Source organism: Streptomyces sp. NPDC056883, from assembly GCF_042788835.1.
GTDB classification, from domain to species: domain Bacteria; phylum Actinomycetota; class Actinomycetes; order Streptomycetales; family Streptomycetaceae; genus Streptomyces; species Streptomyces stoeckheimensis.
The window spans coordinates 95874-120808 of sequence record NZ_JBHUBS010000021.1 but is presented as its reverse complement, the minus strand read 5'-3'; the positions used below and the strand labels follow the sequence as shown (position 1 = coordinate 120808).

At 71.8% G+C, this 24935-nt stretch carries 24 protein-coding genes; 14 read left to right on the top strand and 10 right to left on the bottom strand.

What is annotated here, in order from left to right; translation table 11 throughout:
• Positions 1-13: 13 nt before the first annotated feature.
• From pstS to ACFRU2_RS35475, 3 genes are all read right to left on the bottom strand, one after another.
• Positions 14-1150: a phosphate ABC transporter substrate-binding protein PstS gene (gene pstS / locus ACFRU2_RS35485; protein WP_382980120.1), complete on the bottom strand. Its 1137-nt coding sequence runs from the start codon at positions 1148-1150 to the stop codon at positions 14-16.
• A 393-nt stretch (positions 1151-1543) separates the two neighbouring features.
• Positions 1544-2500 (bottom strand): CHAD domain-containing protein, encoded by a 957-nt coding sequence (locus tag ACFRU2_RS35480; protein WP_382980118.1) that lies wholly within the window; start codon positions 2498-2500, stop codon positions 1544-1546.
• A complete protein-coding gene (locus ACFRU2_RS35475) occupies positions 2481-4811 on the bottom strand; it encodes an RNA degradosome polyphosphate kinase (protein ID WP_351375103.1) in 2331 nt (776 codons plus the stop codon). The genes ACFRU2_RS35480 and ACFRU2_RS35475 overlap by 20 nt, the downstream gene beginning before the upstream one ends.
• A 465-nt stretch (positions 4812-5276) precedes the next feature.
• On the opposite strand from ACFRU2_RS35475, the gene ACFRU2_RS35470 reads away from it, so the two are divergent.
• Positions 5277-5561, top strand: coding sequence for a hypothetical protein (locus ACFRU2_RS35470; protein WP_382980116.1), 285 nt, complete (start codon positions 5277-5279; stop codon positions 5559-5561).
• A 51-nt stretch (positions 5562-5612) separates the two neighbouring features.
• Here the strand turns inward: ACFRU2_RS35470 and mshD are convergent, their stop codons facing one another.
• Positions 5613-6557, bottom strand: a complete 945-nt coding sequence (gene mshD / locus ACFRU2_RS35465) for a mycothiol synthase (RefSeq protein WP_382980115.1) — start codon at positions 6555-6557, stop codon at positions 5613-5615.
• A gap of 183 nt (positions 6558-6740) precedes the next feature.
• Between mshD and ACFRU2_RS35460 the strand changes: the two genes are divergently transcribed.
• The gene (locus ACFRU2_RS35460) at positions 6741-8564 is read left to right on the top strand and encodes a bifunctional metallophosphatase/5'-nucleotidase (RefSeq protein WP_382980113.1); all 1824 of its coding nucleotides are present in this window, start codon (positions 6741-6743) and stop codon (positions 8562-8564) included.
• A gap of 75 nt (positions 8565-8639) precedes the next feature.
• On the opposite strand, the gene ACFRU2_RS35455 is transcribed toward ACFRU2_RS35460, so the two are convergent.
• On the bottom strand, positions 8640-9419 hold the full coding sequence (locus ACFRU2_RS35455; RefSeq protein ID WP_382980111.1) for an alpha/beta fold hydrolase: 780 nt from the start codon (positions 9417-9419) through the stop codon (positions 8640-8642).
• A gap of 136 nt (positions 9420-9555) precedes the next feature.
• Here ACFRU2_RS35455 and ACFRU2_RS35450 point away from each other — a divergent pair, with 136 nt between their 5' ends.
• Together ACFRU2_RS35450 and ACFRU2_RS35445 are read left to right on the top strand one after the other, a co-directional pair.
• A complete protein-coding gene (locus tag ACFRU2_RS35450; protein WP_382980109.1) occupies positions 9556-10125 on the top strand; it encodes a TetR/AcrR family transcriptional regulator in 570 nt (189 codons plus the stop codon).
• Between the two features lie 76 nt (positions 10126-10201).
• A complete protein-coding gene (locus tag ACFRU2_RS35445; protein WP_382980108.1) occupies positions 10202-11188 on the top strand; it encodes a phosphatidylinositol-specific phospholipase C in 987 nt (328 codons plus the stop codon).
• On the opposite strand, the gene ACFRU2_RS35440 is transcribed toward ACFRU2_RS35445, so the two are convergent.
• The 5 genes from ACFRU2_RS35440 to ACFRU2_RS35420 form a co-directional block, all read right to left on the bottom strand.
• Entirely contained in the window at positions 11168-12616 is a 1449-nt protein-coding gene (locus ACFRU2_RS35440) for a sensor histidine kinase (protein WP_382980107.1), read from the bottom strand. The genes ACFRU2_RS35445 and ACFRU2_RS35440 overlap by 21 nt on opposite strands.
• Positions 12613-13356 (bottom strand): response regulator transcription factor, encoded by a 744-nt coding sequence (locus tag ACFRU2_RS35435; RefSeq protein WP_382980105.1) that lies wholly within the window; start codon positions 13354-13356, stop codon positions 12613-12615. Before ACFRU2_RS35435 ends, ACFRU2_RS35440 begins: the two co-directional genes overlap by 4 nt.
• Before the next feature lie 65 nt (positions 13357-13421).
• Complete coding sequence (locus tag ACFRU2_RS35430) at positions 13422-14657, bottom strand: S1C family serine protease (RefSeq protein WP_382980104.1); 1236 nt, start codon at positions 14655-14657, stop codon at positions 13422-13424.
• Between the two features lie 333 nt (positions 14658-14990).
• Positions 14991-16013 (bottom strand): LacI family DNA-binding transcriptional regulator, encoded by a 1023-nt coding sequence (locus ACFRU2_RS35425; protein ID WP_382980102.1) that lies wholly within the window; start codon positions 16011-16013, stop codon positions 14991-14993.
• A gap of 70 nt (positions 16014-16083) precedes the next feature.
• Positions 16084-16854 carry a response regulator transcription factor gene (locus ACFRU2_RS35420; protein ID WP_243339450.1) on the bottom strand — a complete coding sequence of 257 codons (771 nt, stop codon included), beginning with the start codon at positions 16852-16854 and terminating at the stop codon, positions 16084-16086.
• 511 nt (positions 16855-17365) lie between these two features.
• Here ACFRU2_RS35420 and ACFRU2_RS35415 point away from each other — a divergent pair.
• From ACFRU2_RS35415 to ACFRU2_RS35370, 10 genes are all read left to right on the top strand, one after another.
• Positions 17366-17620 carry a MoaD/ThiS family protein gene (locus ACFRU2_RS35415; protein WP_382980099.1) on the top strand — a complete coding sequence of 85 codons (255 nt, stop codon included), beginning with the start codon at positions 17366-17368 and terminating at the stop codon, positions 17618-17620.
• A gap of 10 nt (positions 17621-17630) precedes the next feature.
• On the top strand, positions 17631-19031 hold the full coding sequence (locus ACFRU2_RS35410) for a hypothetical protein (protein WP_382980097.1): 1401 nt from the start codon (positions 17631-17633) through the stop codon (positions 19029-19031).
• Between the two features lie 149 nt (positions 19032-19180).
• Positions 19181-19894, top strand: a complete 714-nt coding sequence (locus tag ACFRU2_RS35405) for a DUF2993 domain-containing protein (protein ID WP_382980095.1) — start codon at positions 19181-19183, stop codon at positions 19892-19894.
• Positions 19895-20052: 158 nt separating this feature from the next.
• On the top strand, positions 20053-20142 hold the full coding sequence (locus ACFRU2_RS35400) for an Ms5788A family Cys-rich leader peptide (RefSeq protein WP_350875872.1): 90 nt from the start codon (positions 20053-20055) through the stop codon (positions 20140-20142).
• 204 nt (positions 20143-20346) lie between these two features.
• On the top strand, positions 20347-21192 hold the full coding sequence (locus ACFRU2_RS35395; protein ID WP_250744600.1) for a sulfurtransferase: 846 nt from the start codon (positions 20347-20349) through the stop codon (positions 21190-21192).
• A 70-nt stretch (positions 21193-21262) separates the two neighbouring features.
• A complete protein-coding gene (locus tag ACFRU2_RS35390; protein WP_243339454.1) occupies positions 21263-21553 on the top strand; it encodes a DUF1416 domain-containing protein in 291 nt (96 codons plus the stop codon).
• Positions 21554-21714: 161 nt separating this feature from the next.
• Positions 21715-21978, top strand: a complete 264-nt coding sequence (locus ACFRU2_RS35385; RefSeq protein WP_250744599.1) for a DUF3099 domain-containing protein — start codon at positions 21715-21717, stop codon at positions 21976-21978.
• A 115-nt stretch (positions 21979-22093) separates the two neighbouring features.
• On the top strand, positions 22094-22906 hold the full coding sequence (locus tag ACFRU2_RS35380) for a hypothetical protein (RefSeq protein ID WP_382980093.1): 813 nt from the start codon (positions 22094-22096) through the stop codon (positions 22904-22906).
• On the top strand, positions 22903-23724 hold the full coding sequence (locus ACFRU2_RS35375) for a hypothetical protein (protein ID WP_382980091.1): 822 nt from the start codon (positions 22903-22905) through the stop codon (positions 23722-23724). The genes ACFRU2_RS35380 and ACFRU2_RS35375 overlap by 4 nt, the downstream gene beginning before the upstream one ends.
• Positions 23721-24698 (top strand): hypothetical protein, encoded by a 978-nt coding sequence (locus ACFRU2_RS35370; RefSeq protein WP_382980089.1) that lies wholly within the window; start codon positions 23721-23723, stop codon positions 24696-24698. The genes ACFRU2_RS35375 and ACFRU2_RS35370 overlap by 4 nt, the downstream gene beginning before the upstream one ends.
• Positions 24699-24935: the final 237 nt, after the last annotated feature.

The following is a 24935-nucleotide window of genomic DNA, read 5'->3' as shown; positions in this document are numbered from 1 at the left end:
CCGGGGGTCTTGATTAGGCGATCTTCGCGAGGACTTCGCGGACCTTGGCGTTGATCTCGGCCGGGATCGGCGCGTAGCCGTTCTCGAGGAGGATCTTCTGGCCCGCGTCGGACGCGGTGTAGTTCAGGAAGGACTTCACGGCCGGGAGGGTCTCGGCCTTGTTGCCCTTGTCGCAGACGACCTCGTAGGTCACCAGGACGATCGGGTACGCACCCTCGGCCTTGGTGGCGTAGTCGAGCTTCAGCGCCAGGTCGTCGCCGGTGCCGGCGATCTTGGCGGCGGCGATGGCCTTGGAGGCGTTCTCGCCGGTGGCCTTGACCGGGGCAGCGGCGCCGGTGGCGACGTCCACGGTCTTGATGCTCTGCGAGGAGGCGTAGGAGAGCTCGAAGTAGCCGATCGCGCCGTCGACGGCCTTGACCTGCGAGGCGACACCGGCGGAGCCGGAGGCGGCCTGGCCACCCGGGGCCGGCCACTTCTTCGCGGCTTCGTAGGTCCACGCCTCGGGAGCGGCGGCCTTGAGGTACTTGCCCAGGTTCTCGGTGGTGCCCGAGTCCTCGGAGCGGTGGAAGGCCTGGATCGCGGTGGAGGGAAGCGTGACGCCCGGGTTCAGCTTCTTGATCGCCTCGTCGTCCCACTTCTTGATCTTGTCGTTGAAGATCGCGGCGAGGGTGGGGGCGTCCAGGACCAGCTTGTCCACGCCGGCGACGTTGAAGCCGATGGCGATGGGGCCGCCGACCATCGGCAGGTCGATGCCCTGACCGCCGGTGCAGATCTTCTTCGACTCCTCGACGGCGTCGGGCTTCAGCGCGGAGTCCGAACCGGCGAAGCCGACGGTGCCCTGGTTGAAGGCGACGATGCCCTCACCGGAGGAGGAGGACTTGTAGTTGACCTCGATGCCGGGGCAGGCGGCCATGTACGCCTTCACCCACAGGTCGACCGCGTTCTTCTGCGCGGAGGAACCCGAGGCGAGGAGCTTGCCCTTGGCGTCGCCGCACTTGATGTCGCCGACGGCGGCGGAAGGCTTGCCCGAGGCGCCGGCGTCGGTCTTGGTGTTGTCGTCCGAGCCGCACGCCGTGAGGACCAGGGCGCCGGACACGACGAGCGCCCCGAGGGCGGAGGCACGAAGCATGTTCTTGCGCTGAAGCTTCACTTTCGGGTGTTTCCTTCCAGAAGCCGCCGGCCGCTTTCTGTATCGGGGCGGCGTGCGAAGAGGACTACGTCGGTTGCCCGGAGGAATCGTCCGGCTTCGCGGCGACTCGCTCCTTGCATCTCCGAAGTTAGGCAGATCAGGTGAAGCGGCCGACCGGGGTAAGTGAACGGATGGTGAACCGTGGCGGACGGGGTGGTGCGACGGGGCTTCGCCGGAAGTGGAGGTCATCTCCTGTTATCCCGCCGTTACCGGTGCGTGACCCGCGGGTGCGGTGCCGCTGCCGGGGGCACCGCACACCTCGGCGGAACGGGAAGGGGCCGACCCCGACGCCGGCGGGTCTGGATGCGGCCGGGGGAGTTGCACGCCCGTGCGGCGGGGTGCGGCGGGGTGCGGTCACACGACGGCGTGGCTGGAATCGGCAGGCTGCCAGATGTGCTGGAAGGTGGTGCGGGAGGCTTCGACCTCGTGGCGCTGGTCCGCGTGCAGGACGCCCAGGGCGTAGGCCGTTGCCGGGGCGATGCGGGGGGTGCGGGCCGCCGTGGCCGAGGCGGCGGCGGCTTCCGCGGCGTCCCGGTGGCGGGTCAGGGCCTCGCCCGCGACCGTCAGGCGGGCCACGTCGCCGCCGAGGGCCTCCTGGGCGTAGCGGTGGACGCGCAGCAGGCGGCGTACCTCGTTCCACGCGCTGTCGTGGTCCGCGTCGTACGGGTGCGAGGGCGAGGGGGCCGGCAGGGCGTGCACCGCCGTGGACAGGCGGGAATGAGCCACCTCTGCGAGGGGGACCAGGACGTCGTCCACCCGGCCCCGGGCCGCCACGGGGTCCAGCGGGACCTCGGAGGCCAGCACCGCCACCGCGTCCGCGACGGCGTGGAAGCGGGAGGAACCCAGCGCGTGCAGGGTCGCGGAGTGGGCCCGGGTGCGGGCCAGGGTGAGCTGGCGCTCCAGCAGGGCGCCCGCGCGGGCGGAGCCCACGGTCAGCGCGCCCGCCGTGCCCCGGGGGGCCGGTACCTCGGGGCTCCCCGACAGCCGCTGCAGGGCGTCCATCAGCCGCAGCAGCCGGGCCGCGTACGCGTGTTCGTCGGCCAGGGTCGCCGACAGCCAGACCAGTTCGGTGCGCAGCGAATCCGCCCAGGAGGAATCGGCCACCGCCCTGAACGTGGACAGGGAACAGGAGATCCGGCGCGCAGCCCCCCGCAGGCTGCGCGCCGCCTCACCGCCCTCGGCGCTGCCGTTCGCGGAACCCTCCTCGTGCAGGCGCAGGCCCCGCAGGAATGCGGTGGCCTGCGCACGCAGGTACGTACCGAGCACGGTGCCTGCCGTCGTCGCGGTCAGGTCATGGTTTGGCTGAGCCACGCCGGCGCCTCCGGGCGTCAATGAGCATCTCCTGAACGTGCCGCAGCGGCTGGCCCTCGCTGTCCGTGCTGTGCCGGGTCCATTCGCCGTCCGGGCCCAGGTGCCAGGAGCTGGTTTCGTCGGACATTCCGGTTTCCAGCAGCCGGTCCAGTGCCGCGCGGTGGGCCGGGTCGGCGACCCTGACCAGTGCCTCGATACGGCGGTCGAGGTTGCGGTGCATCATGTCGGCGCTGCCTATGTACACCTCGGGTTCGCCGCCGTTGCCGAAGGCGAAGACCCGGGAGTGCTCCAGGAAGCGGCCGAGGATCGAGCGGACCCGGATGTTGTCCGAGAGCCCGGGGACACCGGGGCGGATCGCGCAGATGCCGCGGACCCAGATGTCGATGGGCACGCCCGCCTGCGAGGCCCGGTAGAGGGAGTCGATGAGTGCCTCGTCGACGATGGAGTTCATCTTGAGCCGGACGTACGCGGGGCGGCCCGCCTTGTGGTGGGCGGCCTCCTTGTCGATCCGGGAGATCAGGCCGTCGCGCAGCGAGCGCGGGGCCACCAGCAGCCGGCGGTAGGTCTCGCGGCGCGAGTAGCCGGACAGCCGGTTGAAGAGGTCGGAGAGGTCCGCGCCGACCTGCGGGTCGGCGGTGAGCAGGCCGAGGTCCTCGTAGAGCCGTGCCGTCTTGGGGTGGTAGTTGCCGGTGCCGACGTGGGAGTAGCGGCGCAGCGTGTCGCCCTCCTGGCGGACGACGAGCGACAGCTTGCAGTGGGTCTTGAGGCCGACGAGGCCGTAGACGACGTGGCAGCCGGACTCTTCGAGCTTGCGGGCCCACTTGATGTTGGCCTGCTCGTCGAAGCGGGCCTTGATCTCGACGAGTACGAGGACCTGCTTGCCGGATTCGGCGGCGTCGATCAGGGCGTCCACGATCGGGGAGTCGCCGGAGGTCCGGTACAGCGTCTGCTTGATCGCCAGCACGTCCGGGTCGGCGGCGGCCTGCTCCAGGAAGGCCTGCACCGAGGTGGAGAAGGAGTCGTACGGGTGGTGCAGCAGCACGTCCCGTTCGCGCAGCGCGGCGAAGATGTCGGGCGCGGACGCGGACTCGACCTCGGCGAGGTCGCGGTGCGTGCCGGCGACGAACTTCGGGAACTTCAGCTCGGGGCGGTCCAGGGAGGCGATCCCGAAGAGGGCGGTCAGGTCGAGGGGGCCGGGGAGCGGGTACACCTCGGACGGGTTGACCTTCAGCTCCTGCACGAGCAGGTCCAGGACGCCGGGGTCGATGGACTCCTCGACCTCCAGGCGCACCGGCGGGCCGAAGCGGCGCCGCATCAGTTCCTTCTCGAGGGCCTGGAGGAGGTTCTCCGCATCGTCCTCTTCGACTTCGAGGTCCTCGTTGCGGGTCACGCGGAACATGTGGTGCGCGAGCACCTCCATGCCGGGGAACAGCTCCTCCAGGTGCGCGGCGATGACGTCCTCCAGCGGGACGTAGCGCTGCGGGGAGGCCTCCAGGAAGCGGGAGAGGAGCGGGGGGACCTTGACCCGGGCGAAGTGGCGGTGGCCGCTGACGGGATTGCGTACGACCACGGCCAGGTTCAGGGACAGGCCGGAGATGTACGGGAACGGGTGCGCGGGGTCCACGGCCAGCGGGGTGAGCACCGGGAAGATCTGGTTGCGGAACAGGGTGAAGAGGCGCGCCTGCTCCTTCTCGGTGAGGTCGGGCCACCGGATGAGGTGGACGCCTTCCTCGGCGAGCTGGGGGGAGATGTCCTGCTGGAAGCAGGCGGCGTGGCGGGCCATGAGCTCGCGGGAGCGGGTCCAGATGAGGTCGAGGACCTCACGGGGCTGCAGGCCTGAGGCCGAACGGGTGGCGACGCCGGTCGCGATGCGGCGCTTGAGGCCGGCGACGCGGACCATGAAGAACTCGTCGAGGTTGCTGGCGAAGATCGCCAGGAAGTTCGCGCGCTCCAGGAGGGGCGTGGCGGGGTCCTCGGCGAGCTCCAGGACGCGCTCGTTGAAGGCGAGCCAGCTGCGCTCCCGGTCGAGGAAGCGGCCCGGGGGCAGCTCACCGGTGTCCTTCTCGTCGTAGGCGTCCAGATCCGCGTCGAGATCCGGTTCCAGATCGACGTGCGGGCGGTGGGCGGCTATGGACCCCAGGCGGGCGTGGGCGCCGGTGGCCGCGCGGGCGGCGACCGCCTCGGGCGTGGCGGCGCGTGCGGCCGCGGCGGCGGAGATGTCCGCGGCCGATGGTGCCGACGGGGAGGCGAACTTCTGCGGCGGCTGCTGGCTGGGGACCTCGGTGGGGGCTGCGCTGGGCTTGTGGCTCATGACTCCATTCTTCCGCGCACGCGGGAGGACAGGCGCGTCGGACGGGTCGGCCGTCAGTCGGAGTCGGGGCTGCATGCCGTCAGCTTCGCGACCGAGCATTAATGCCCGGTTAATGGCGTATGGCTTCCAGGGTCCGGGCGGGGGTCGCCTGGTGGCGACCGGGAACCGGGGGAGCCGCGGCTGCGCCGGCGGGAGATGTGCCAGCGGGTGCGTGGGGGCGGGGGGTGTTCTAGCGTCGGTAGGAGGGAGGGATGTCCTGCCGAGCCGGTCCGGTACGGGGATCGGGCCCCGGCCGTACGACGGCTGCGCGTGCTCGGCGCCGTTCCCGCGTGGTCCGGGCTCCTGGTCCGGGCACCTTCGCTTTCAGGTCCGGGTATTTCGGGTCCGGGCAGGTCCGGTCCGTCCCGGGTCCAGGTTCGGCCTCGGTACGGGTCGCGCGGCGGTTTCGGAGAGCAGGTGCGTCGTATGCGGACGTCGAGCCGTGTCGCCGGTGTCCTTGCCGGGCTGAGCCTCGCCCTCGGGGGTGTGTCCCTGGCGGCCCCGGCCGTCCACGCGGCCCCCGCGGACGTCTCGGCCTGCATCAACCAGGTCGAGCGGGAGCTGAAGGGCGGCGAAGCTCCGGCGTCCGTCCGTGCGTCCTGCTTCCTCGCGGTGACCGGAGCCCAGGACGAATGCGTGAGCGGTCTGACCGAGGGCGCGGGGGTGACCAAGGGGACCGCGGAGGCCGCCTGCAAGGTGGGCGCGGAGTAGGGACGAGGGCGACGACCGGCCCGGCCCCCGGCGGGCCGGGCCGGGTGCGGGTCAGCTCTCCGTGCGGTACATCAGGTCCACCTCGTGGGTGGAGAAGCCGAGGCCCTCGTACACGGCCAGGGCCGCCGGGTTGTCGGCGTCCACGTAGAGCATCGCCGTGGGCAGGCCCGCCGCGGCCAGGTGGCGCAGGCCGATCGCGGTGAGGGCCTTGCCGAGGCCGCCGCCCTGGGAGCCGGGGCGCACTCCGAGGACGTAGACCTCGCCCAGCTGCTGCTCGGCGTGCACCTTCGTCCAGTGGAAGCCGATCAGTTCGCCGTCGCGCTCCGCGAGGAAGAAGCCCTTGGCGTCGAACCAGGGCTGCGCGATGCGGTCGTTCAGGTCCCGCTGCGTGAGCGAGCCCTGCTCGGGGTGGTGGGCGAAGGCCGCGGCGTTGACGGCCAGCCAGGCGGCGTCGTCCGAGCCGGGCACGAAGGTGCGTACGGTCACGCCCGCGGGCAGGACGGCCTCCGGCAGGGGGGCCGCGTCCGTGTCGGCGGACGGGCCGAGCGGGCGGCGGAGCTGGCGCAGTTCGCGGAACAGGGTCAGGCCGAGCACCTGCGCGAGGTGGCGGGCCGCCGACTTGCCGCCGTGCGCCCACACCCGGATCCGCTTGCCGGAGGCGGCCAGCAGGGCGGTGCCCAGCGCCCGCCCGTGTCCGCGCCCGCGCAGCGCGGGGTGGACGACGAGTTCGGCGGCGGGGGCCTCCACGGGGTCGGTGTCCTCCAGTTGCCCGTACGCGGTGAGCCGTCCGTCGGCGGTGAGGAGGAAGTGACGGATCCCCTCCCGCGCTCCGCCGCGCAGCTGGAGCCGGCCCTGCTCGGACACGGCGGTGGTGCCGTCGGTGCGGGCCGCGTCCTCGATCAGGGCGAGAACGGCGTCGGCCTGTTCGTCCGTCAGTTCGTCGAGGGTCTGGATCTGCCGTCCCGGCTCCAGGACCACTGCTGCGTCGTCAGTCATGGAACCGAGCCTACGACCACGGTGGGGGCCCGGCGGGGTTGCGGCCCGGCGGGACCCGCGGACGGCCGTCCTTCTCCTGCGTGTAACCAGCTCGATACCCGGTACCCCCTGTCGCGCTACGCGCGTTGACTCTAGGCTTCGGCAGACCTCCCAAGATGTATCGCTGTCCGCAAAGGGGAACAAATGTCAGCGACGCCACAACGGCACCGCCGAACCCGCCGGTTGGCCCTCACCGCCCTCGCCGTGGCCACGGCCGGCGGTGCGATGATCGCCGCCGCCCTTCCGGCCGGAGCCGCGAGTGGTGACGGGTACGGCCATGACCACGGCCGCACCGTCGACGTACAGATGCTGTCGTTCAACGACCTCCACGGCACGCTGGAGCCCCCGCAGGGGTCCTCGGGCACCGTGACCGAGCGTCAGGCCGACGGCACCACCAAGGCCATACCCGCGGGCGGTGTCGAGTACCTCGCCACCGGCCTGCGCGAGGCCCGCAAGGGCCACCGGTACTCCGTCACGGCCGCGGCCGGCGACATGATCGGCGCCAGCCCGATGGTGTCGGGCCTCTTCCACGACGAGCCGGCCATCGAGGCGCTGAACGACCTCGACCTGGACGTGAGCAGCGTCGGGAACCACGAGTTCGACGAGGGCAAGACCGAGCTGCGCCGCATGCAGTACGGCGGCTGCCACCCGGTCGAGGGCTGCTTCGAGTACGGCAAGGAGTTCGGCGGCGCCGACTTCAAGTACCTCGCCGCGAACGTGGTGGACGAGAAGACCAAGCGTCCGATGATGAACCCCACCTTCATCTGGAAGAAGGGGGACGTGAAGATCGGCTTCATCGGCGTCACCCTGGAGGGCACGCCGGACGTCGTGACCGCCGACGGGGTCAAGGGCCTCAAGTTCGGCGACGAGGTCGAGACGATCAACAAGTACGCCAACGAGCTGAACAAGCAGGGCGTGAAGTCGATCGTGGCGCTGATCCACGAGGGCGGCCTGCCCGCGAGCGGCGCGTACAACTACGACTGCAACGTGCCGGGCGCCGGCGCCGGGATCTCCGGGGCCATCGTCGACATCGCGAAGAACGTTTCGCCGAAGGTCGACGCCCTGGTCACCGGTCACACGCACCAGGCGTACGCGTGCAACATCCCCGACCCGGCGGGCAACCCGCGCACGGTCACCTCGGCCGCTTCGTACGGCCGGCTGTTCACGGACACCACGCTGACGTACGACCGCGCGACCAAGGACATCGTCCGTACGCCGGTCGCCTCGCCGCTGGTGGTGCAGAAGGTCGTCAACCGGGACCAGCCCAAGGCCCCGGACCTGACCGAGCTGATCACGCGCTGGAACGCGCTGGCCGCGCCGATCGCGAACCGTCCGATGGGCTACATCTCGGCCGACATCCCGGGCCGCGGCTCGGCGGAGTACGAGAAGCCGCTCGGTGACCTGATCGCCGACGCGCAGCTGGAGGCCCTGGCCCCGGCGGCCAAGGGCGGCGCCCAGCTCGCCATCATGAACCCGGGCGGCATCCGCGCGGACCTGGCCTACAAGGCCGCCGGCGCCGAGGGCGACGGCGTGGTGACGTACGGGGAGTCGTACACGGTCCAGCCGTTCACCAACATGATGACGGTCGTCGACCTGACCGGCGCCCAGCTGATCACCACGCTCCAGCAGCAGGTCAGCGGCCCGGTCAACGGGGCGAACCCGAAGATCCTGCAGATCTCCAAGGGCTTCTCCTACACCCTGGACACCACCAAGGCGAGTGCGGACCGCATCGTCGTGGACTCGGTGAAGCTGAACGGCGAGCCCATCGACCCCGCCCGTACCTACCGGGTCGCGATGAACGAGTTCCTCGCGGGCGGCGGTGACGGCTTCGGCGTCCTGAAGGAGCACAAGAACAAGCTGGTCGGCGCGTCCGACCTGGACATCTTCAACGCCTACCTGACGGGGCACTCCTCGGCGTCCGCGCCGCTGGCCCCGCCGGCGGCGGACCGGATCACGGTCGTCAAGTAACACCTGAGCGGAGAAGGGGCGGTGGGCCACGGGCCTGCCGCCCCTTCGGCGTTCCCGGGGACCGGGACCGGGTCCTCAGTGCGCCGCCAGGAAGGCGCGGACGGCTTCGTGGAACTCCGCGGGGTGCGTGAACGGCAGGAAGTGGTCGCCGTCCAGGGGCGTGTACGAGGTCCCGGGCCGCCGGGTGACCATCGCGTCGGCCTGGGCCTGCGGCAGGGAGGTGCTGCGCGTGCCGTGGATCAGCAGGGCCGGGCAGTCGCTCGCGAGCCACGCGGCCCGGTGGTCGCCGCGGCAGGCCTCGACGGAGTCGAGCATGTCCTGCGGGTGGAACGGCAGCCGCCAGCCCCCCTCGGACAGCGGGCGCAGGGCCTGGGCCACGAACTGGGCGCCCACCGGCCCGGCCGCCTCGAGGAGTTCCTCGCGGGTGGGGGCGGAGTAGCGCATGGCCCGGAGGAAGGCCATCCAGCCGCTGTCGGCGGGGTCGATCTCCACGGCGGCCTCGGCGTTGACGAGCACCGAGATCCGCTCGGGGTGGGCGGCGGCCAGGTGGACGGCGTTGAGCCCGCCGAGGGAGTAGCCGAGGAGGGCGACGGGCTCGGTCAGGCCGAGGTGGTCGAGGAGGGCGACGGCGTCGGAGACGTAGCCCGCGCGGCCGTAGTCGGCGGCCCGGTCGGAGTCCCCGTGGCCCCGCTGGTCGGGGGCGATGACCCGCCAGGTGTCGCCCAGGGCCTCGGCGAGCGCGGCGAAGGCGAGGCCCTCGGACATGCCGCCGTGCAGGGCGAGCAGTGGGCGGCCGGGCCCGCCGAAGTCCACGTAGGACAGGGTGCGGTCGTCGATCTTCAGCTCGTGGCGCATGGCGTTGCTCTCCCCGTGTGTGCTGGTCGGTGGGCCTGAGTTCAGCCTGCCAGGACTTGGGCAAGCGCGCAATACGAATGTGTAGCGCGCTTGCCCAAATCTGGGTGCGCATCTCCGGCGCGGCTACGATCCCGGCATGGGAAATCGCGAGGACCTGCTGGCCGGAGCCAGGCGCTGCCTGGAGGAGAAGGGCTATCTCCGGACGACCGTGCGCGACATCGCCTCGGCGGCGCAGGTGAGCATGGCCGCGATCGGCTACCACTTCGGCACCCGCGAGGTGCTGCTCAACCAGGCGCTGTTCGCGGCCATGGACGAGTGGGCCGCGGGGTCGGGCCGGCTCGCCGGGCAGGGCGACACCGCGCGGGAGCGCTACGCCGACACCTGGGACCGCAAGATCCGGGACTTCGGCGAGATGCGCTGGCTCTGGACCGCCTCCGTCGAGGCCTTCGTGCACGCGCAGTCCTCGCCCGAGCTGCTCGCCGTCCTGGCCGAGGGCCAGCGCCACAACCGGCGCATGGTGGCCGCGCAACTGCGCGGGGTCCCGGTCGAGGAGGTCGCGGAGGAGGACGTACGGAGCCTCGGATCGGTGCACATCGCGCTGCTGACCGGGGTCATGGTGCAGTGCCTGACCGACCCGGAGCACGCGCCGGACGGCCGGTCCCTCGCCCAAGGGCTGCGCGCGATGGCGGAGTTGCTCGAAAGCTGATGCCTACCCGTGGGTAGTAATGCATGGCTCCGCACGCCATAATCCGGGCCACCACTGGGTCGGCAAAGGGGCGGGCATGGGCGTGGGCACGGGCACCGGCATGGGCACGGATGCGGGCACGGGCGGGGGTGCGGGCGGCGGCGCGGGTACGGGCGCGGGCTCGGCTACGGGGCTGCGGCGGCGCGGCTTCCTGGCGGGGGCGGCCGCCCTCGGCGGCGCGACCCTGCTCGGCGCTGGCGCCGGGACGGCCTCGGCCGCCACCGGGGCCACATCTGCCGCCGCACTCGGCACCCAGGACTGGATGAGCGGGCTCGCCGACTCCACCGCCCTCCAGCGGATGACCATCCCCGGCACCCACGACTCGGGCGCCACCCGGGGCGGGCTCTACGTCGCCTGCCAGAACACCTCCATCGCCGCGCAGCTCGACTCGGGGATCCGCTTCCTCGACGTCCGCTGCCGGGTGACCGGCGGATCGTTCGCGATCCACCACGGCGCGTACTACCAGAACCTGATGTTCGGCGACGTTCTCGTCGCCTGCTGGAACTTCCTCGCCGCGCACCCCTCCGAGACCGTGCTGATGCGGCTCAAGCAGGAGTACTCCGAGGAGAGCGACGCCACCTTCCGCGCCGTCTTCGACGACTACCTGAACAACCGGGGCTGGAGCCCGCTCTTCACGATCGCGGACTCGCTGCCCACCCTCGGCCGGGCCCGCGGAAAGGTGCTGCTGCTCCCCGACAACGGCGGCCTGCCCGGCGGCCTGCGCTACGGCGACGGCAACGTCTTCGACATCCAGGACGACTACATGGCCGAGCCCTTCGCCAAGCGGGGCAAGATCGAGAACCACTTCCGCAAGGCCGTCCAGCAGCCCGGCCGGTTCTTCATGAACTACACCAGCACGGCCGCGGCCCTGCCGCCCCGCTGGAACTCCGACCGGCTCAACCCGCAGGTGCACGCCTTCGTCGACGGCTCCGAGCTGGCCGGCCGGACCGGGCTCGGGATCGTCCCGATGGACTTCCCCAACACCCGCTCCGGCCTGGTCGCCTCACTGATCCGGCACAACTGACGCCTGCGCGGGCGGCGGAGCCGGGGCGCCCGGGATGGCGATGACCGCCTCGGTGCCCGGGCCGCCGTCCGCCGGGGCGCGCAGGGCGGCCGTGCCGCCCGCGCGCTGCACCGTACGGGCCACGATGGACAGGCCGAGGCCGCTGCCGGGCAGGGCCCGGGCGGACGGGGAGCGCCAGAACCGCTCGAAGACGTGCGGGAGGTCGTCGGCCGGGATGCCGGGCCCGCGGTCCCGTACGGTCAGCTCGCCCGCGCGCAGCGACACGGTGACCGTGCTGCCCGGCGGGCTGAACTTCACCGCGTTGTCCAGGACGTTGACCACGGCCCGCTCCAGGGCCGCCGCCTCGCCGCGTACGTACCAGGGCGCCAGGTCCGAGTCGAACTCCAGCTCCGGACCGCGCAGCCGGGCCCGGGACAGCGCCGTGCCCGCGATGTCGTGCAGGGCCACCACGCCGAGGGGGCCGGGGGCGGCCGCGTCCGGGCGCGACAGCTCCTGCAAGTCGCCGATCAGCGAGGCCAGTTCCGTCATCTGCGCCTTGACCGAGGCCAGCAGCTCCTTGCGGTCCTCCGGCGGGATGGCCCGGCCGGTCTCCTCGCTGCGCGCCAGCAGTTCGATGTTGGTGCGCAGCGAGGTGAGCGGGGTGCGCAGCTCGTGCCCGGCGTCCGCGATCAGCTGGGCCTGGCGCTCCTGGGAGGAGGCGAGCGCGGCGGTCATCGAGTTGAAGGAGCGCGAGAGGCGGGCGATCTCGTCGTCGCCCTCGTCGGGGATCCGTACGGTCAGGTCCTCGGTGCGGGCGATGTGCTCGACGGCGCCGGTCAGTTCGTCGACCGGGCGCAGCCCCGTACGGGCCACCCAGAGGCCGGCGACGCCGGCGCCGAGGATTCCGACGCCGGAGACGAAGACGAGCACCCAGGCCAGGGTGGACAGGGGCTTGTCGATGTCGGCGAGCGGTTTGGCGACGGAGATCCCGAAGATCGGCGAGCCCGGCTGGGTCTGCGCGGTCCGGGTGTAGACGCGCATCTCGGTGCCGTCGGCGGTGGTCGCGTCGTGCAGGGCGCCGGTACGGCCCCCGCCCGCGGCGATCTGCTTGTCCAACTCGGTCACCGGCAGGGTCGTGGTCCCGCTGACCCAGCAGTGGTTGCCGTCGGCCGTCACGATCTGCACGACCGCGTTGAGGTTCCCCGCGATCTCCTGGCCGGGCTGGCTCGGCGGCTTCTCCACGCAGGCGCCGTCGCGGATGGTCCGCAGTACCTGTGCGGAGACGTTCGTGGACATCAGGGAGCTGTCCAGCTGGTCGCGCAGCTGCGTGCGCACCATCACCCAGGACACCGCGGCGACCGCCGCGACGGCGAGCGCCACCGCGACGGTGACCAGCAGGGCGAGGCGGGAGCGGAGCGGCAGCGCGCGGAATCTGGCGGTGGGGCTCACTCCGGACCGCCGGTGTCGCCGGCCCCGGCGGCGCGCAGGACGTAGCCCACCCCTCGTACGGTGTGGACCAGGCGGGGCTCGCCCCCGGCCTCGGTCTTGCGGCGCAGGTACATCACGTACACGTCCAGGGAGTTGGAGCTGGGCTCGAAGTCGAAGCCCCATACGGTCTTGAGGATCTGCTCGCGGGTCAGGACCTGGCGCGGGTGCGCGAGGAACATCTCCAGCAGGGTGAACTCGGTACGGGTCAGCTCCACCGGGCGCCCGCCGCGGGTGACCTCGCGGGTGGCGAGGTCCATGCGCAGGTCGCCGAAGGTCAGCGCGTCCTCGACCTCGCCGTCCCCGGGTGCGGCGGCGGCGTAGGAGCTGCGGCGCAGCAGGGCGCGGACCCGGGCGAAGAGCTCGTCCAGCTCGAACGGCTTGACCAGGTAGTCGTCGGCGCCCGCGTCGAGGCCGGTGACGCGGTCGCCGACCGTGTCGCGGGCGGTCAGCATCAGGACCGGCGTGGTGCTGCCGGCGGCGCGCAGCCGGCGGGCGGCGGTCAGGCCGTCCATCCGCGGCATCTGGATGTCCAGGATGATCAGGTCGGGGTGGTACGAGTCCGCCCGGTCGAGGGCGTCGAGCCCGTCGACGGCGGTCTGCGTGCCGTACCCCTCGAAGGCCAGGCTGCGGCGCAGGGCCTCGCGTACGGCCGGTTCGTCGTCGACGACGAGGATGCGCTGCTGGTCGCCTTCGGCGGTCATACGGGGTCCCCCCAGGTGGTGGTCGGTCTCCTACCAGGCTCGCACGGGCGGGCTGGAAGGGCGGGCTAGAAGGAGGTCCCGAAACCGTTCGCGGTGCTGCCGGTGCCGCTGTCTGCGCCGTTGCCGTTGCTGCCCGCGCCGCCGGGGCCGCCCTTGCGCAGGGAGGGGAGGTCGGCCTTGATGGTGTTGACGGGGATGGCGAAGCCGAGGCCGACGCTGCCGGCGGAGCCGCTGCCGCTGGAGGGGGAGTAGATCGCGGAGGGCATGCCCACGATCTCGCCGTTCATGTTGACCAGCGCGCCGCCGGAGTTGCCCGGGTTGAGGGAGGCGTCGGTCTGGATGGCCTTGTACGAGGTGGTGTCCGTGCCGGTGTTGCCGTTGAACTGCTTCCCGCCGTAGGAGAAGGGGAAGCCGTCCTGCGGGGACTGCTGCTTCTCGGACTTCGGGACGTTCACCTCGCGGTTGAGCGCGGAGACGATGCCGCTGGTGACCGTGCCGGTGAGGCGGTCGGGGGAGCCGATGGCGACGACCTCGTCGCCGACCTTGATGTTGTCGGAGTTGCCGAGGCTGGCGGGCTTGAGGCCGCTCGCGCCTTCCAGCTTGATGAGGGCGAGGTCCTTGTCCGGGTCCGTGCCGACGATCTTCGCGCTGTACTTCTTGCCGTCGCTCATCGTCACCTGGATCTTGGCGGCGCCGTCGATCACGTGGTTGTTGGTGACGATCTCGCCGTCGGCGGTGATCACGATGCCGGAGCCGGTGCCCTGGCCGGAGGCGGTGCTGGTGTCGATGCGGACGACGGAGGGGCTGACGTTCTCGGCGACGCCGGAGACGGTGCCGTTGCTCGACTGGGAGATGGTGCTGCCGTTGACGCCGGTGCCGGTGCCGTTGGTCTTGTTCAGCATCTGCTGGACGGCGGCTGCCGTTCCGCCGCCGACGACGGCGGCCGCGAGGGCCACGGCGGCGAGGAGGGCGACCGGGCGCTTGGCGCGGGCGTGGCCGTGGCCCTGCGGGGCGGGGGCTGCCGGGGCGGCCTCGCCCCAGGTGGCCCAGCCGCCGCCGTTCCCGCCGTTCCCGCTGTTCTGGGGGACGGTCTCGCCCTGGATGACGGGGGGCGTGTGGGCCTCGTGCCAGCCGGGGGCCGGGGCGGCCGGGGGGTAGGCGGGCGGCGGGGGGTACGCGGCCGCGGCGTCCTGTGCGAGCCGGTCACGACCGCGCTGCCAGTCCTCGCCCCAGGGGGCGGCGGGCTGCTGGGGGCGGTTCTCCTGGGGGTACTCGCCTTCGCGGCGGAGGTTCTCGGTCATGACTACGACTGTGTCCGCCGATGATGAGAGCTTCCTGAGTCCCCGCTGAGAAGCCCGACAGAACCGTGTATGCCCGATATAAGGCCGGGCTGGGCCCCCTGTGTCGCCGGGTGCGGGTGGGCCGGCCCTGCGGGGCGAAGTCCCCTACCCGCCCTTCCACCGTTCCCCGGGCTGCGCCCGGACCCCCCTGGGGCTCCACCCCAGACCCCGCGCCTCAAACGCCGGCGAGGCTGGGTTGATCCAGCCCCTCCGGCGTTTGAAGGGCAGGGGTCCGGGGACTGGTCCCCGGGTACGGCGGGGAGCGCGCTCCGGGGTGCCGGGTTCAGGCAGCGGCTAGCGGCAACCGCAGGAGCGGCGGATGACCAGGGCCGACGGGAACTGCTTCAGGCGTTCGCGGCGGGAGCCGGCCACGCGCAGGCCGTCGTCCAGGACGAGGTCCACCGCCGCGCGGGCCATCGCCGGGCGGTCCGAGGCGACCGTGGTCAGGGGCGGGTCCGTCAGGGCCGCCTCCTTCACGTCGTCGAAGCCGGCCACCGCCAGCTCCCCGGGCACGTCGATGCGCAGCTCGCGCGCGGCGCGCAGTACGCCGATCGCCTGGTCGTCGGTGGCGCAGAAGATCGCCGTCGGCCTGTCCGGCCGGGCGAGGACCTCCAGGGCGACCTTGTACGCGTCGTAGCGGTTGTACGGGGCCTCGATGATCCGGCCCTCGGTCGAGCGGCCGGATTCCTGCATGGCCCGGCGCCAGCCCTCGACGTGGTCGGCCACCGGGTCGCCCACGGACGGGGTGTTCTCGATGCCGCCGATGCAGGCGACGTACTCGTGCCCGTGCTCCAGGAGGTGCCGGGTGGCGAGCTGCGCGCCGCCGATGTCGTCCGTGACGACGGCGACGTCGTCGATGGCCTCGGGGCGCTCGTGGAGGAGGACCACGCGGGCGTCCCAGGCCTCGATCTCGGACGCGGCCTGCTCGCTCATGCCCTGGCTGACCAGGATCAGGCCGGAGACCCGCATCCCGAGGAAGGCCCGCAGATAGTGGACCTCGCGCTCGGTGCGGTAGTCGGAGTTGCCGACCAGCACCATCTTTCCGCGCTCGGCGGCGGCCTGCTCGACCGCGTGCGCCATCTCCGCGAAGAACGGCTGGCGGGCATCGGGGACGATCATGCCTATGAGATCGGTGCGGCGCGATGCCATCGCCTGCGCGACCCGGTCCGGGCGGTAGCCCAGTTCCTTGATCGCGGCGAGGACACGCTCGCGCGTGGCCGGGGCAACCGGCCTGGGTCCGTTGTTGATGACGTAGCTCACGACGGCGGTAGAAGTACCCGCAAGTCGTGCCACGTCATCCCGCGTCACCTTGGCCACGCGCGGAAGTCTACGCGGGGTGACCTACCTCTGGGCAGGGCGTCCGGAGGAGGTCATTCCCGCGGGCTCCCTAGTCCATCCGGGTGAGTGCCGCGGCAGCCCGCGCGGAGGCCTCGGCCGCCGCCTTCGTCGCCGCCTGCGCGGCCGCTTCCGCCGCCGCCCGTTCCACCTTCTCCGGGGTGACGAAGCGGTACCCGACGTTGCGGACGGTACCGATCAGCGACTCGTGCTCGGGCCCGAGTTTCGCGCGCAGTCGCCGTACGTGCACGTCGACGGTGCGGGTGCCGCCGAAGTAGTCGTAGCCCCACACCTCCTGGAGGAGCTGCGCGCGGGTGAAGACCCGGCCCGGGTGCTGGGCGAGGTACTTCAGGAGCTCGAACTCCTTGAAGGTCAGGTCCAGGACCCGGCCCTTCAGCTTCGCCGAGTACGTCGCCTCGTCGACCGACAGGTCGCCGTTGCGGATCTCCATGGGGGAGTCGTCCGAGCCCAGCTGCTGGCGGCCCGTGGCGAGGCGCAGCCGCGCTTCGACCTCGGCCGGTCCCGCGGTGTCGAGGAGGACGTCGTCGATGCCCCAGTCGGCGGTGACGGCCGCGAGGCCGCCCTCGGTGACGACGAGGATCAGCGGACAGCCGGGCCCCGTGGAGCGCAGCAGCTGGCACAGCGACCGCACCTGGGGCAGGTCGCGGCGGCCGTCGACGAGGATCACGTCGGCGCCCGGGGTGTCCACGAGGGCGGGGCCCTCGGCCGGAGCCACCCGGACGCTGTGCAGCAGCAGGCCGAGGGCCGGCAGGACCTCGGTCGAGGGCTGCAGGGCATTGGTCAGGAGCAGGAGTGAGCTCATGCCCGACCACCCGCCCGGGTCGAGCGGTGGTGCTGCTGGTGTGCGTGCGCAGGTGCGTGCGCCTGTACCTCTGCCTGCACCTGCACTTGCACGACGGTTCGCTGGTCCATCACGTCGGTTCCTCCTCGGTCCCGTCGAGGACTTTCGCGGCACTGCTTCGTACGACTTGCCCGGTGTCCGTCCGGTCCCCGCGCCCTGGGGTCCGGATGGATACCACTGTTCTCGGTCCGTTCAACGTGCTGAAAGCACAAAAGGACCCGGGGGCTACGTTGCCCGGATCCTCACGCCAGCAGAATAGCCCACCCGCCCCGGCCGGGCCGAGGCTTCCGAGCCTTCCACTTCTGTGGTTCCCACCACCCCCGGGACCTGCATATGCGCCGGTTTCACCGGATCGGTGGACCCGGTGCGGGCCGCTCGGGCGCACGCGGGGCGCGCTGAGGCACGCCGGGATCGGGCGCGCGAGGGGTCATGATGGAGGCCGACGGCAGAGCGCCGACGAGAGGAGCCTGCAGTGGCAACCGGAACCATCCGCTACTGGGCGGCGGCGAAGGCCGCGGCCAAGACGGCGGAGGAGCCGTACTCGGCGCGGACACTGGCCGAGGCGCTCGACGCCGTGCGGGAACGCCACCCCGGGGAGCTGACCCGGGTCCTGCTGCGCTGCTCCTTCCTCGTGAACGAAGAGCCCGTGGGCATGCGCCCGCACGATTCCGTCGAGCTGACCGAGGGGGGCACCGTCGAGGTGCTCCCGCCGTTCGCGGGCGGGTGAGCGGAGTCCCATGAGCACGCCTGAGGAACAGCAGCAGCAACTGCAGCAGCAACGACTGCAGCAACAGCAGCAGCAAGAGCAGCAGCAAGACCAGCCCGATCCGTACGGGACCCAGACCTGGCAGTCTCCGACGTGGGACACCTCGTACCAGCCGGTCCAGGCCCCGCTGGAGGGCGTACCGGCGCAGTACCCGGTGGCCCCCGAGGGCTGGTTCCGCGAGGAGCCGCAGGCCCAGCAGCAGGCGCAGCCGCAGCCCCAGGCGCCCGTCTCCGGTCAGGAGTGGGGGCAGCAGCAGGCGTACGCCGACCCCTACGCGGATCCCTACGCGGCGCCGGCCGGCTACCCGCAGACCCCGGCCCCGGTCGCGGCTCCGGACCACTGGTTCCGCGAGGAGCCGCAGGCGCAGCAGGCCCCGCAGGCCGAGCCGCAGCCGTCGTGGGGGGAGGCGGTGTATCCGTCCGACCCCTACGGGGTGGAGGCCCAGGCCCAGGCTCCGGCTCCCGGCCAGGAGTGGGTCGCGGAGCAGGCCCCGTACCTCCCGCAGCAGGCGGCCGAGGTCCCGGGCGGGGCTCCCGCCGCGGACGCGGTGGCCGGCGCCGCCGCCGAGGAGGAGCCCGCCTGGTCGCCGCCCACCCTCGCCGGCAACACGCTGCGCGCCGTGGACCCGGCCCAGGCCCGCGCCGAAGGCCGCTCGCCGATCATCGATCCCGGTCCGCAGGCGGCCATACTGACGGCCGCCCTCGGGCTGGTCCTCGCGGCCGCCGCCGCTCTGGGCGAGCTCGCGCTGCTCGCGCCGCTGATCGCCCTCCAGGGCCTCACCGCGGCGGGCTGGTTCCGGCTCAACGGCATGTGGCCGGCCCGTCAGGGCATCGCCCTGGCCTTCGCCGGGGCGGTCGTCGCCGACGGGGCCGTGCTCGCGGTGGACGAGCCGTACGGCCCCGGCGCGATCGTCGGCACCCTCGGCGCCTGGGTGCTGCTGACGCTGGTGCTCCAGCTGCGCAGCCACGCCGATCCGGACGAGCGGATGTACGGGCTGATGGCCTCGGTGGCTTCGGCCGCGCTGGCCATCGTCTGCGCCGGCTACCTCGCGGCGGACTCCGCCGCCGCGAGCGTGGGGGCCGCCGCCGTGGCGGTGGCCGTCTTCGCCCGCGCGCTGCCGCTGCCCACCGCGCCCTCGGTCGGCGTCTCGCTGGCCGCCGCGGCCGGTGCGGGCATCGCCGTGGGCGGGCTGACGTCCATCGGTGCGGGTGGTGCGCTGATCGGCCTGGCGGCCGGCGTGTGCGCCCTGATCGGGCTGCGCGTGGCGGCGTACGACTACCCGTCGAAGTTCGTCCACATGACGGCCGGTGTCGCGCTGCCGCTGGCCGCGGCGGCCCCGGCGGTCTATCTGATCGGCCGGGTGGTGGGCTGAGGCCCCGGCCTCCTCCTGCCCCCACGGCTGCCCTTCCCGACCGCCCGCCCCGCTCGCCCGGGGCGGGCGGTGTCGCATCAGCTCACAGCGCCCTCACGGCCGGACATGGTCCACTGGGCCGACGTACCAATCGTCTGGGGGGTGGGCACGTGCGTGTCCTGCGTGTCGTGGTGATCATCGGAGTGGTCCTCGGTGGCCTGTTCGTCGGGCTGGACCGCTGGGCGGTCGGCTATGCCGAGGACCGGATGGCGGAGCGGATCCAGGCCCGGCAGGGGCTGTCGGGAGTGGAGGTGGGCATCCAGGGGTTCCCCTTCCTGACCCAGGCGCTCTCCCGCGACCTCGACCAGGTGGACCTGAAGGTGGCCGGCGTCGACGTGGCGACCGCGGACGGCCGTACGACGCACCTGTCGCGGCTGCGGGTCGCCTTCCGGGGAGTGGAGCTGAACGGCGACTACGACGGCGGCACCGCCCGGTCCGCCAAGGGCTCGGCCCTCGTCTCGTACGCCGACCTGACCGCGGCCGCCCAGCCCGGGGTGACGGTCGCCTACGGCGGTGCGCCGGGCAAGCTGAAGGTCACCGCGAGCGTGGAGTTCCTCGGCAGGACGCTCAGCCGCAGTGTGATCTCGACGGTCTCGCTGGTCGACGCCGGCGACGGGAAGGGCGGGAAGACCGTCCGGGTCCGCGCCGACGAGGTGCCGGGCGAAGGCCTGCCCGGGATCGAGGCCGTGGTGCGCAAGAAGACCGACTTCGACCGGCGGATCGACGGCGGTCTGCCGTCGGGGGTCCAGCTGACGACGCTGACCTCGGACGAGGCGGGTCTGGAGCTCACTCTGGGCGGCACGAATCTGGCGCTGGCCGGATAGTGAGACGCGAGGGTCCGATCCGCAGATGGGAGGGCCCTTCGGGGCCCCGGGCGCCCCGCGCCGGAAGATCGGCAAGGACTCCGATCCCACCATACGGACGATCCTGTCTCGAAATATGACACGGCGGTGACAGGGCGGCCGATTCGTCCCTACGATCCATGGCTATGAAGCATCAGCAGGCGGACCTCACGAAGCGGCGGGCAGTAGACCTGTGTCGCGTCGCCGCCATGCTCTGTCGATCCATGTGACGTGTGAGCGCATCCCGCTCCATAGCCGGACGACGGCCTTCCGCTTTCCCGTGCGACCACCTTTGCCTCCCGCCCTCCTGAAGCCTCCCCGCATCAGGATCCGCCCGGGGGGCGCCTCCCAGCGGTAGCTGGGGGAGCACCCGGACGCACGCACCCCGCACCACCAGCACCGCCCCGCCGCACACTGCCCCGGAGGAGAACATCATGAGCCGCAGCGACGTCCTCGTAGACGCCGACTGGGTCGAGGCCCACCTGAACGACGCGAACGTCGTCATCGTCGAGGTGGACGAGGACACGTCCGCGTACGACAAGAACCACATCACCAACGCCGTCCGGATCGACTGGAAGAGCGACCTCCAGGACCCGGTCCGCCGCGACTTCGTGGACCAGGAGGGCTTCGAGAAGCTCCTCTCCGCCAAGGGCATCTCCAACGACGACACCGTCGTCCTCTACGGCGGCAACAACAACTGGTTCGCGTCCTACGCCTACTGGTACTTCAAGCTCTACGGCCACCAGGACGTCCGCCTGCTCGACGGCGGCCGCAAGAAGTGGGAGCTCGACTCCCGCGACCTGGTCGACGGCACCGAGGTCCCGAACCGCCCGGCCACCGAGTACAAGGCCAAGGCCCAGGACACCTCGATCCGCGCCTTCCGTGACGACGCGGTCGCCGCGATCGGCACCAAGAACCTGGTCGACGTCCGCTCGCCCGACGAGTTCTCCGGCAAGCTGCTCGCGCCGGCGCACCTCCCGCAGGAGCAGTCGCAGCGTCCGGGTCACATCCCGAGCGCCCGCAACATCCCGTGGTCGAAGAACGCCAACGACGACGGCACCTTCAAGTCCGACGAGGAGCTCACCGCCCTCTACCAGGCCGAGCAGGTCGACCTGGCGAAGGACACCATCGCCTACTGCCGCATCGGTGAGCGCTCCGCGCTCACCTGGTTCGTGCTGCACGAGCTCCTGGGCCAGGAGAACGTCAAGAACTACGACGGTTCGTGGACCGAGTACGGCTCGCTGGTCGGCGTGCCGATCGAGCTCGGCGCCAACAAGTAGTTCCGGACACCCAGTATTTCGGGGCACGCGACGCCCCGTAGTCATACCTCTCTAGGACAGGACAGAGAACATGTGTGGAGCAAAGATCGGCGGGCCCGACCTCTCGACGCTGAAGCCCGGTGAGACGGCCATTCAGGGCCAGGTCACCAAGGACGGCGAGCCCATCAGCGGCTACGTCCGTCTGCTGGACTCGACCGGCGAGTTCACCGCCGAGGTCCCGACCTCGGCCACCGGCCAGTTCCGCTTCTACGCGGCCGAGGGCTCCTGGACGCTGCGCGCGCTCGTGCCCGGCGCCCAGGCGGACCGTGCCGTGGTCGTCGTCGAGTCCGGCGGCGTCACGGACGTGGCGATCGCGGTCTGAGCACCGCACCTGTGTGACCGTATGACCGGCCGAAGGGCCGTATGACCGGCCGAAGGGCCGCACCCCCGGGGGTTGGACGCCATCGGATCGGGGTGCGGCCCTTCGTGTCGTTTCGTTCCGGGGCCTCCCCCGGGAGCGCGGGGCCGCTCTACCCTGGAGGCATGTACGCCCGGCGCCGGCGCGCCTACTTCCTGCTCATGGGCGGATGCCTGTTCCTCTTCGTCTCCGCCTGGTCCTTCGTGCGCCTGTGGTCCGTCGAGGCCGCCGTGGCGCTGTGCGTGGTCGCCATGGTCATCCCCCCGGTCGCCGCGATGGTCGCGAACCGGCGCGGGCCCGATGACCGCTGGTGGGACGACCCCTCGGGCGACGCGAAGTCCGACGAGTGGTGGGACGAACTGGATGGAAAGCGGCGTCACGAGGACTGAAACCGGTCGAGATAAAAATGTAATAAGGGTGACCACAACATCTCCCCACTGCAGGGTGTCTTGTGTGTACGCGGGCAAATAGATCCGCGACTCCAGTCCTGTGGGGGGACTTCCCTTGGAACACGATCAGACCATCCCTGAGCAGCGGAAAGAGGAGGACAGCACCCCGGAGCAGGGCATTGCGGACGCAACGCCGAATGTTTCCGGAGCCCGCCGCCGCCGCGGCGGCCGCACGCTGCTCCTGATCGCCGGCGCCGTCGTCCTGGGCGTCCTGGCGGGCACGGTCACCGGCTACGCGATCCAGTACGACCGCGAACCGACCCCGCTGGCCCCGCTGGCGCAGGCGGACCTGGCGTATCCGAAGGCACTGGCGCCCGACGCCACCACCACGCACCAGACGATCAACGCCAACCGCTGGCACGCGTCGGACGGTGACCTCACGAAGCTGCTGGTCGAGGCGCCGAGCGGGGCGAAGAAGCAGGGCTCCGGCTACGGCAGCCTCGACTTCCTCGCGCTGGAGTTCAAGGAGCCGGACAACGCGCTGCGCGACTTCTCCTCCGCCAGGACCCGCCGGATCGCCTCGGTGAGCTGGACCGTGGGCGACGCGACCTTCGTCACGGTCACCGTGCTGCAGTTCGCCGACCGCGGCGGGGCCGACGACTACCAGCAGGAACAGTCGGGCTACATGTCCGACGAGGACCATGCCGGCAACGACGGCGTGCCCATCCCCGGCATCGGCTCCGACCTCGGACGTGTCTGGGTGGACTCGAAGGCCGACGAGAAGCCGGGCTACCTCCCGATGCGAGGGGCCCGGGCCGTGGCCCGCCGCGGTGACCTCGTGATGGACATCCATTTTGCGAACAACCGGGGCAAGATCGCCGAAGGCGATGTCGTGGACCTGGCCAAGCGACAGCTGGAGCGACTGTGACCGAGCCGCAGAACGACGTGACTCCGGCCGAGGTCCCGGCTCCGCCTGCGGAGCCCGCTGCCGAAGCCGCCGGGAAAGCCGGCCGCACGGCCGGCCGCAGGCCGGTCGCCCTGATCGCCGGCGGCGTGGCCGCCGCGGTTCTCCTGGGCGGCGGCGTCTGGGCGTCCACGGCGATCGCGGACGCCGACCGGGACGCGCCCACCGCCTACTGGGTGCCCATCGGCGAGCCCGCTCCGAAGGCCGTGGAGCCGGGCGCCGTGCCGTCGAACGCCCTGTCCGGCAAGCTGCTGCCGATGCCCGATGGTTTCCGGCCCGGCCCGGACATGGGGTCGGACGCCAACGACTTCGTCCTTTCCGGCGAGCAGGCGATCGAGGGCTTCAAGGAGTCCCGCACCGGCTTGTCGAGCACGGAGCGCAAGAAGCGCGACGAGATGCTGGCCCAGTTGAAGCTCCAGGGCCTGGCCGGCCGTACGTACGCCAAGGAAATGGGCGGCTGGATCGCCGAAGTCCGCATCATGCAGGCCGACCCGAAGGCCGTGGGCACGTTCTCCGAGGTCACCAAGAAGCTCATCGAGCTCGTGGGCGACAAGCGCGAAGCGCCCAAGGTGGACGGTTTCCCCGACGCCAAGTGCGCGCTGCTGGCGATCGGTACGGAGGAGGGCAAGGAGAAGATCGACTCGATCGACTGCACGGCCGTCGAGGGCGACATCGCCGTCACCTTCCGCGCCTACGGCCCCAAGCCCTTCTCTACCAACGACGCCGTCGCGTTCTTCAAGAACCAGATGAGCCACCTGAAGTCCCCCGGGGAGTCCGTGTGACCGAGCAGAACACCACCGAGGCCGCGCCGGCGCCCCCCGAGGACGCCGTCCCCGAGGTGGTCCCCGCCGCGCTCCCCGCGCAGGCCGAGGCACCCGACGCCCAGCCCGCCGCCGATCCCCTCGCCGCCGATCCCCTCGTGGCCGACCCCCTCGCGGCCTCGGACCTTCCCGCCGCGCCCAAGGACCGCCGCAAGCTGTTCGCTGCGCTGCGCTGGACCGCCGCCGTGCTCGTCTTCGCCGCCGTCGGCTCCGGAGTCGCGTACGGGATCACCCAGCCCGAGCGCACGGACATCCCGGGGCTGTCCACCCGGTCCGACGGCCGCTGGGTCTACCCGGAGCTGTCCAAGCCGCAGCTGCCGGCGGGCGCCGCCCTGCCCTTCGCCAAGGACAACCCGGACGGCATCCACTACGCCGGTCTCACCCAGCTGCTGCTGCCGCCGCCCACCGGATCCACCCCCGACTCCACGCTGAAGCTGGAGAAGGACGAGGTGGTGACCGTCGACACCTTCCTGTCGGAGTACCAGGACACCCTCCGCGAGAAGATGAAGACGGACCTCGGGAACGAGGGGCTGCGGCAGATCGTCGCCCGTGGCTGGACCACCCCGGACGGCACGCGCACCCGCATCTATCTGCTCCGCTTCCACTCGTCGGGCTTCGCCGACGCCTTCACCGGCTGCAAGATCTCCATGGGCCTGCGCGATGCCCTCGTGCTGCAGGCCGATTCCGCGTGGGCCAAGGTCAAGTCCTCGCAGCGCAACGACCTGGGGAACCGGAACTCCGGATACGCCACGCAGGGAAACACCAGCGACGTGTCCCTGTACGAGGAGGCCAAGCCCACGGGGGACGAGCAGGTCAGGGTGGGCTGCCTCCAGTCCGGCGACATCCAGGCCGTCGTCACGCAGACCCGCAAGGGCGAGGTGGGAGCCGTCCCCTTCCACCAGACGGTGGTCCTGCAGCACCAGCTGCTGCGCTGAGCAGGGGCGACGCCCCGCGGCCCGCGTACGGCCTACCTCACACGGTGCCCCGGTCCCCAGGCCAGTAGGCTTGGGGACCGGCCCCGTAACGCCACCCTTAACACTCCGAGGAGCACCCCGTGCTTGAGGCAGTCTTCACCTCCCTGCTGGTCCTGGTCTGCGTCGGCGTCCTCGCCTTCTCCGGACTGGCCGTGAAGAAGCTGTACCAGGGCCAGCGCTGATCCCCCCGGATCTGCC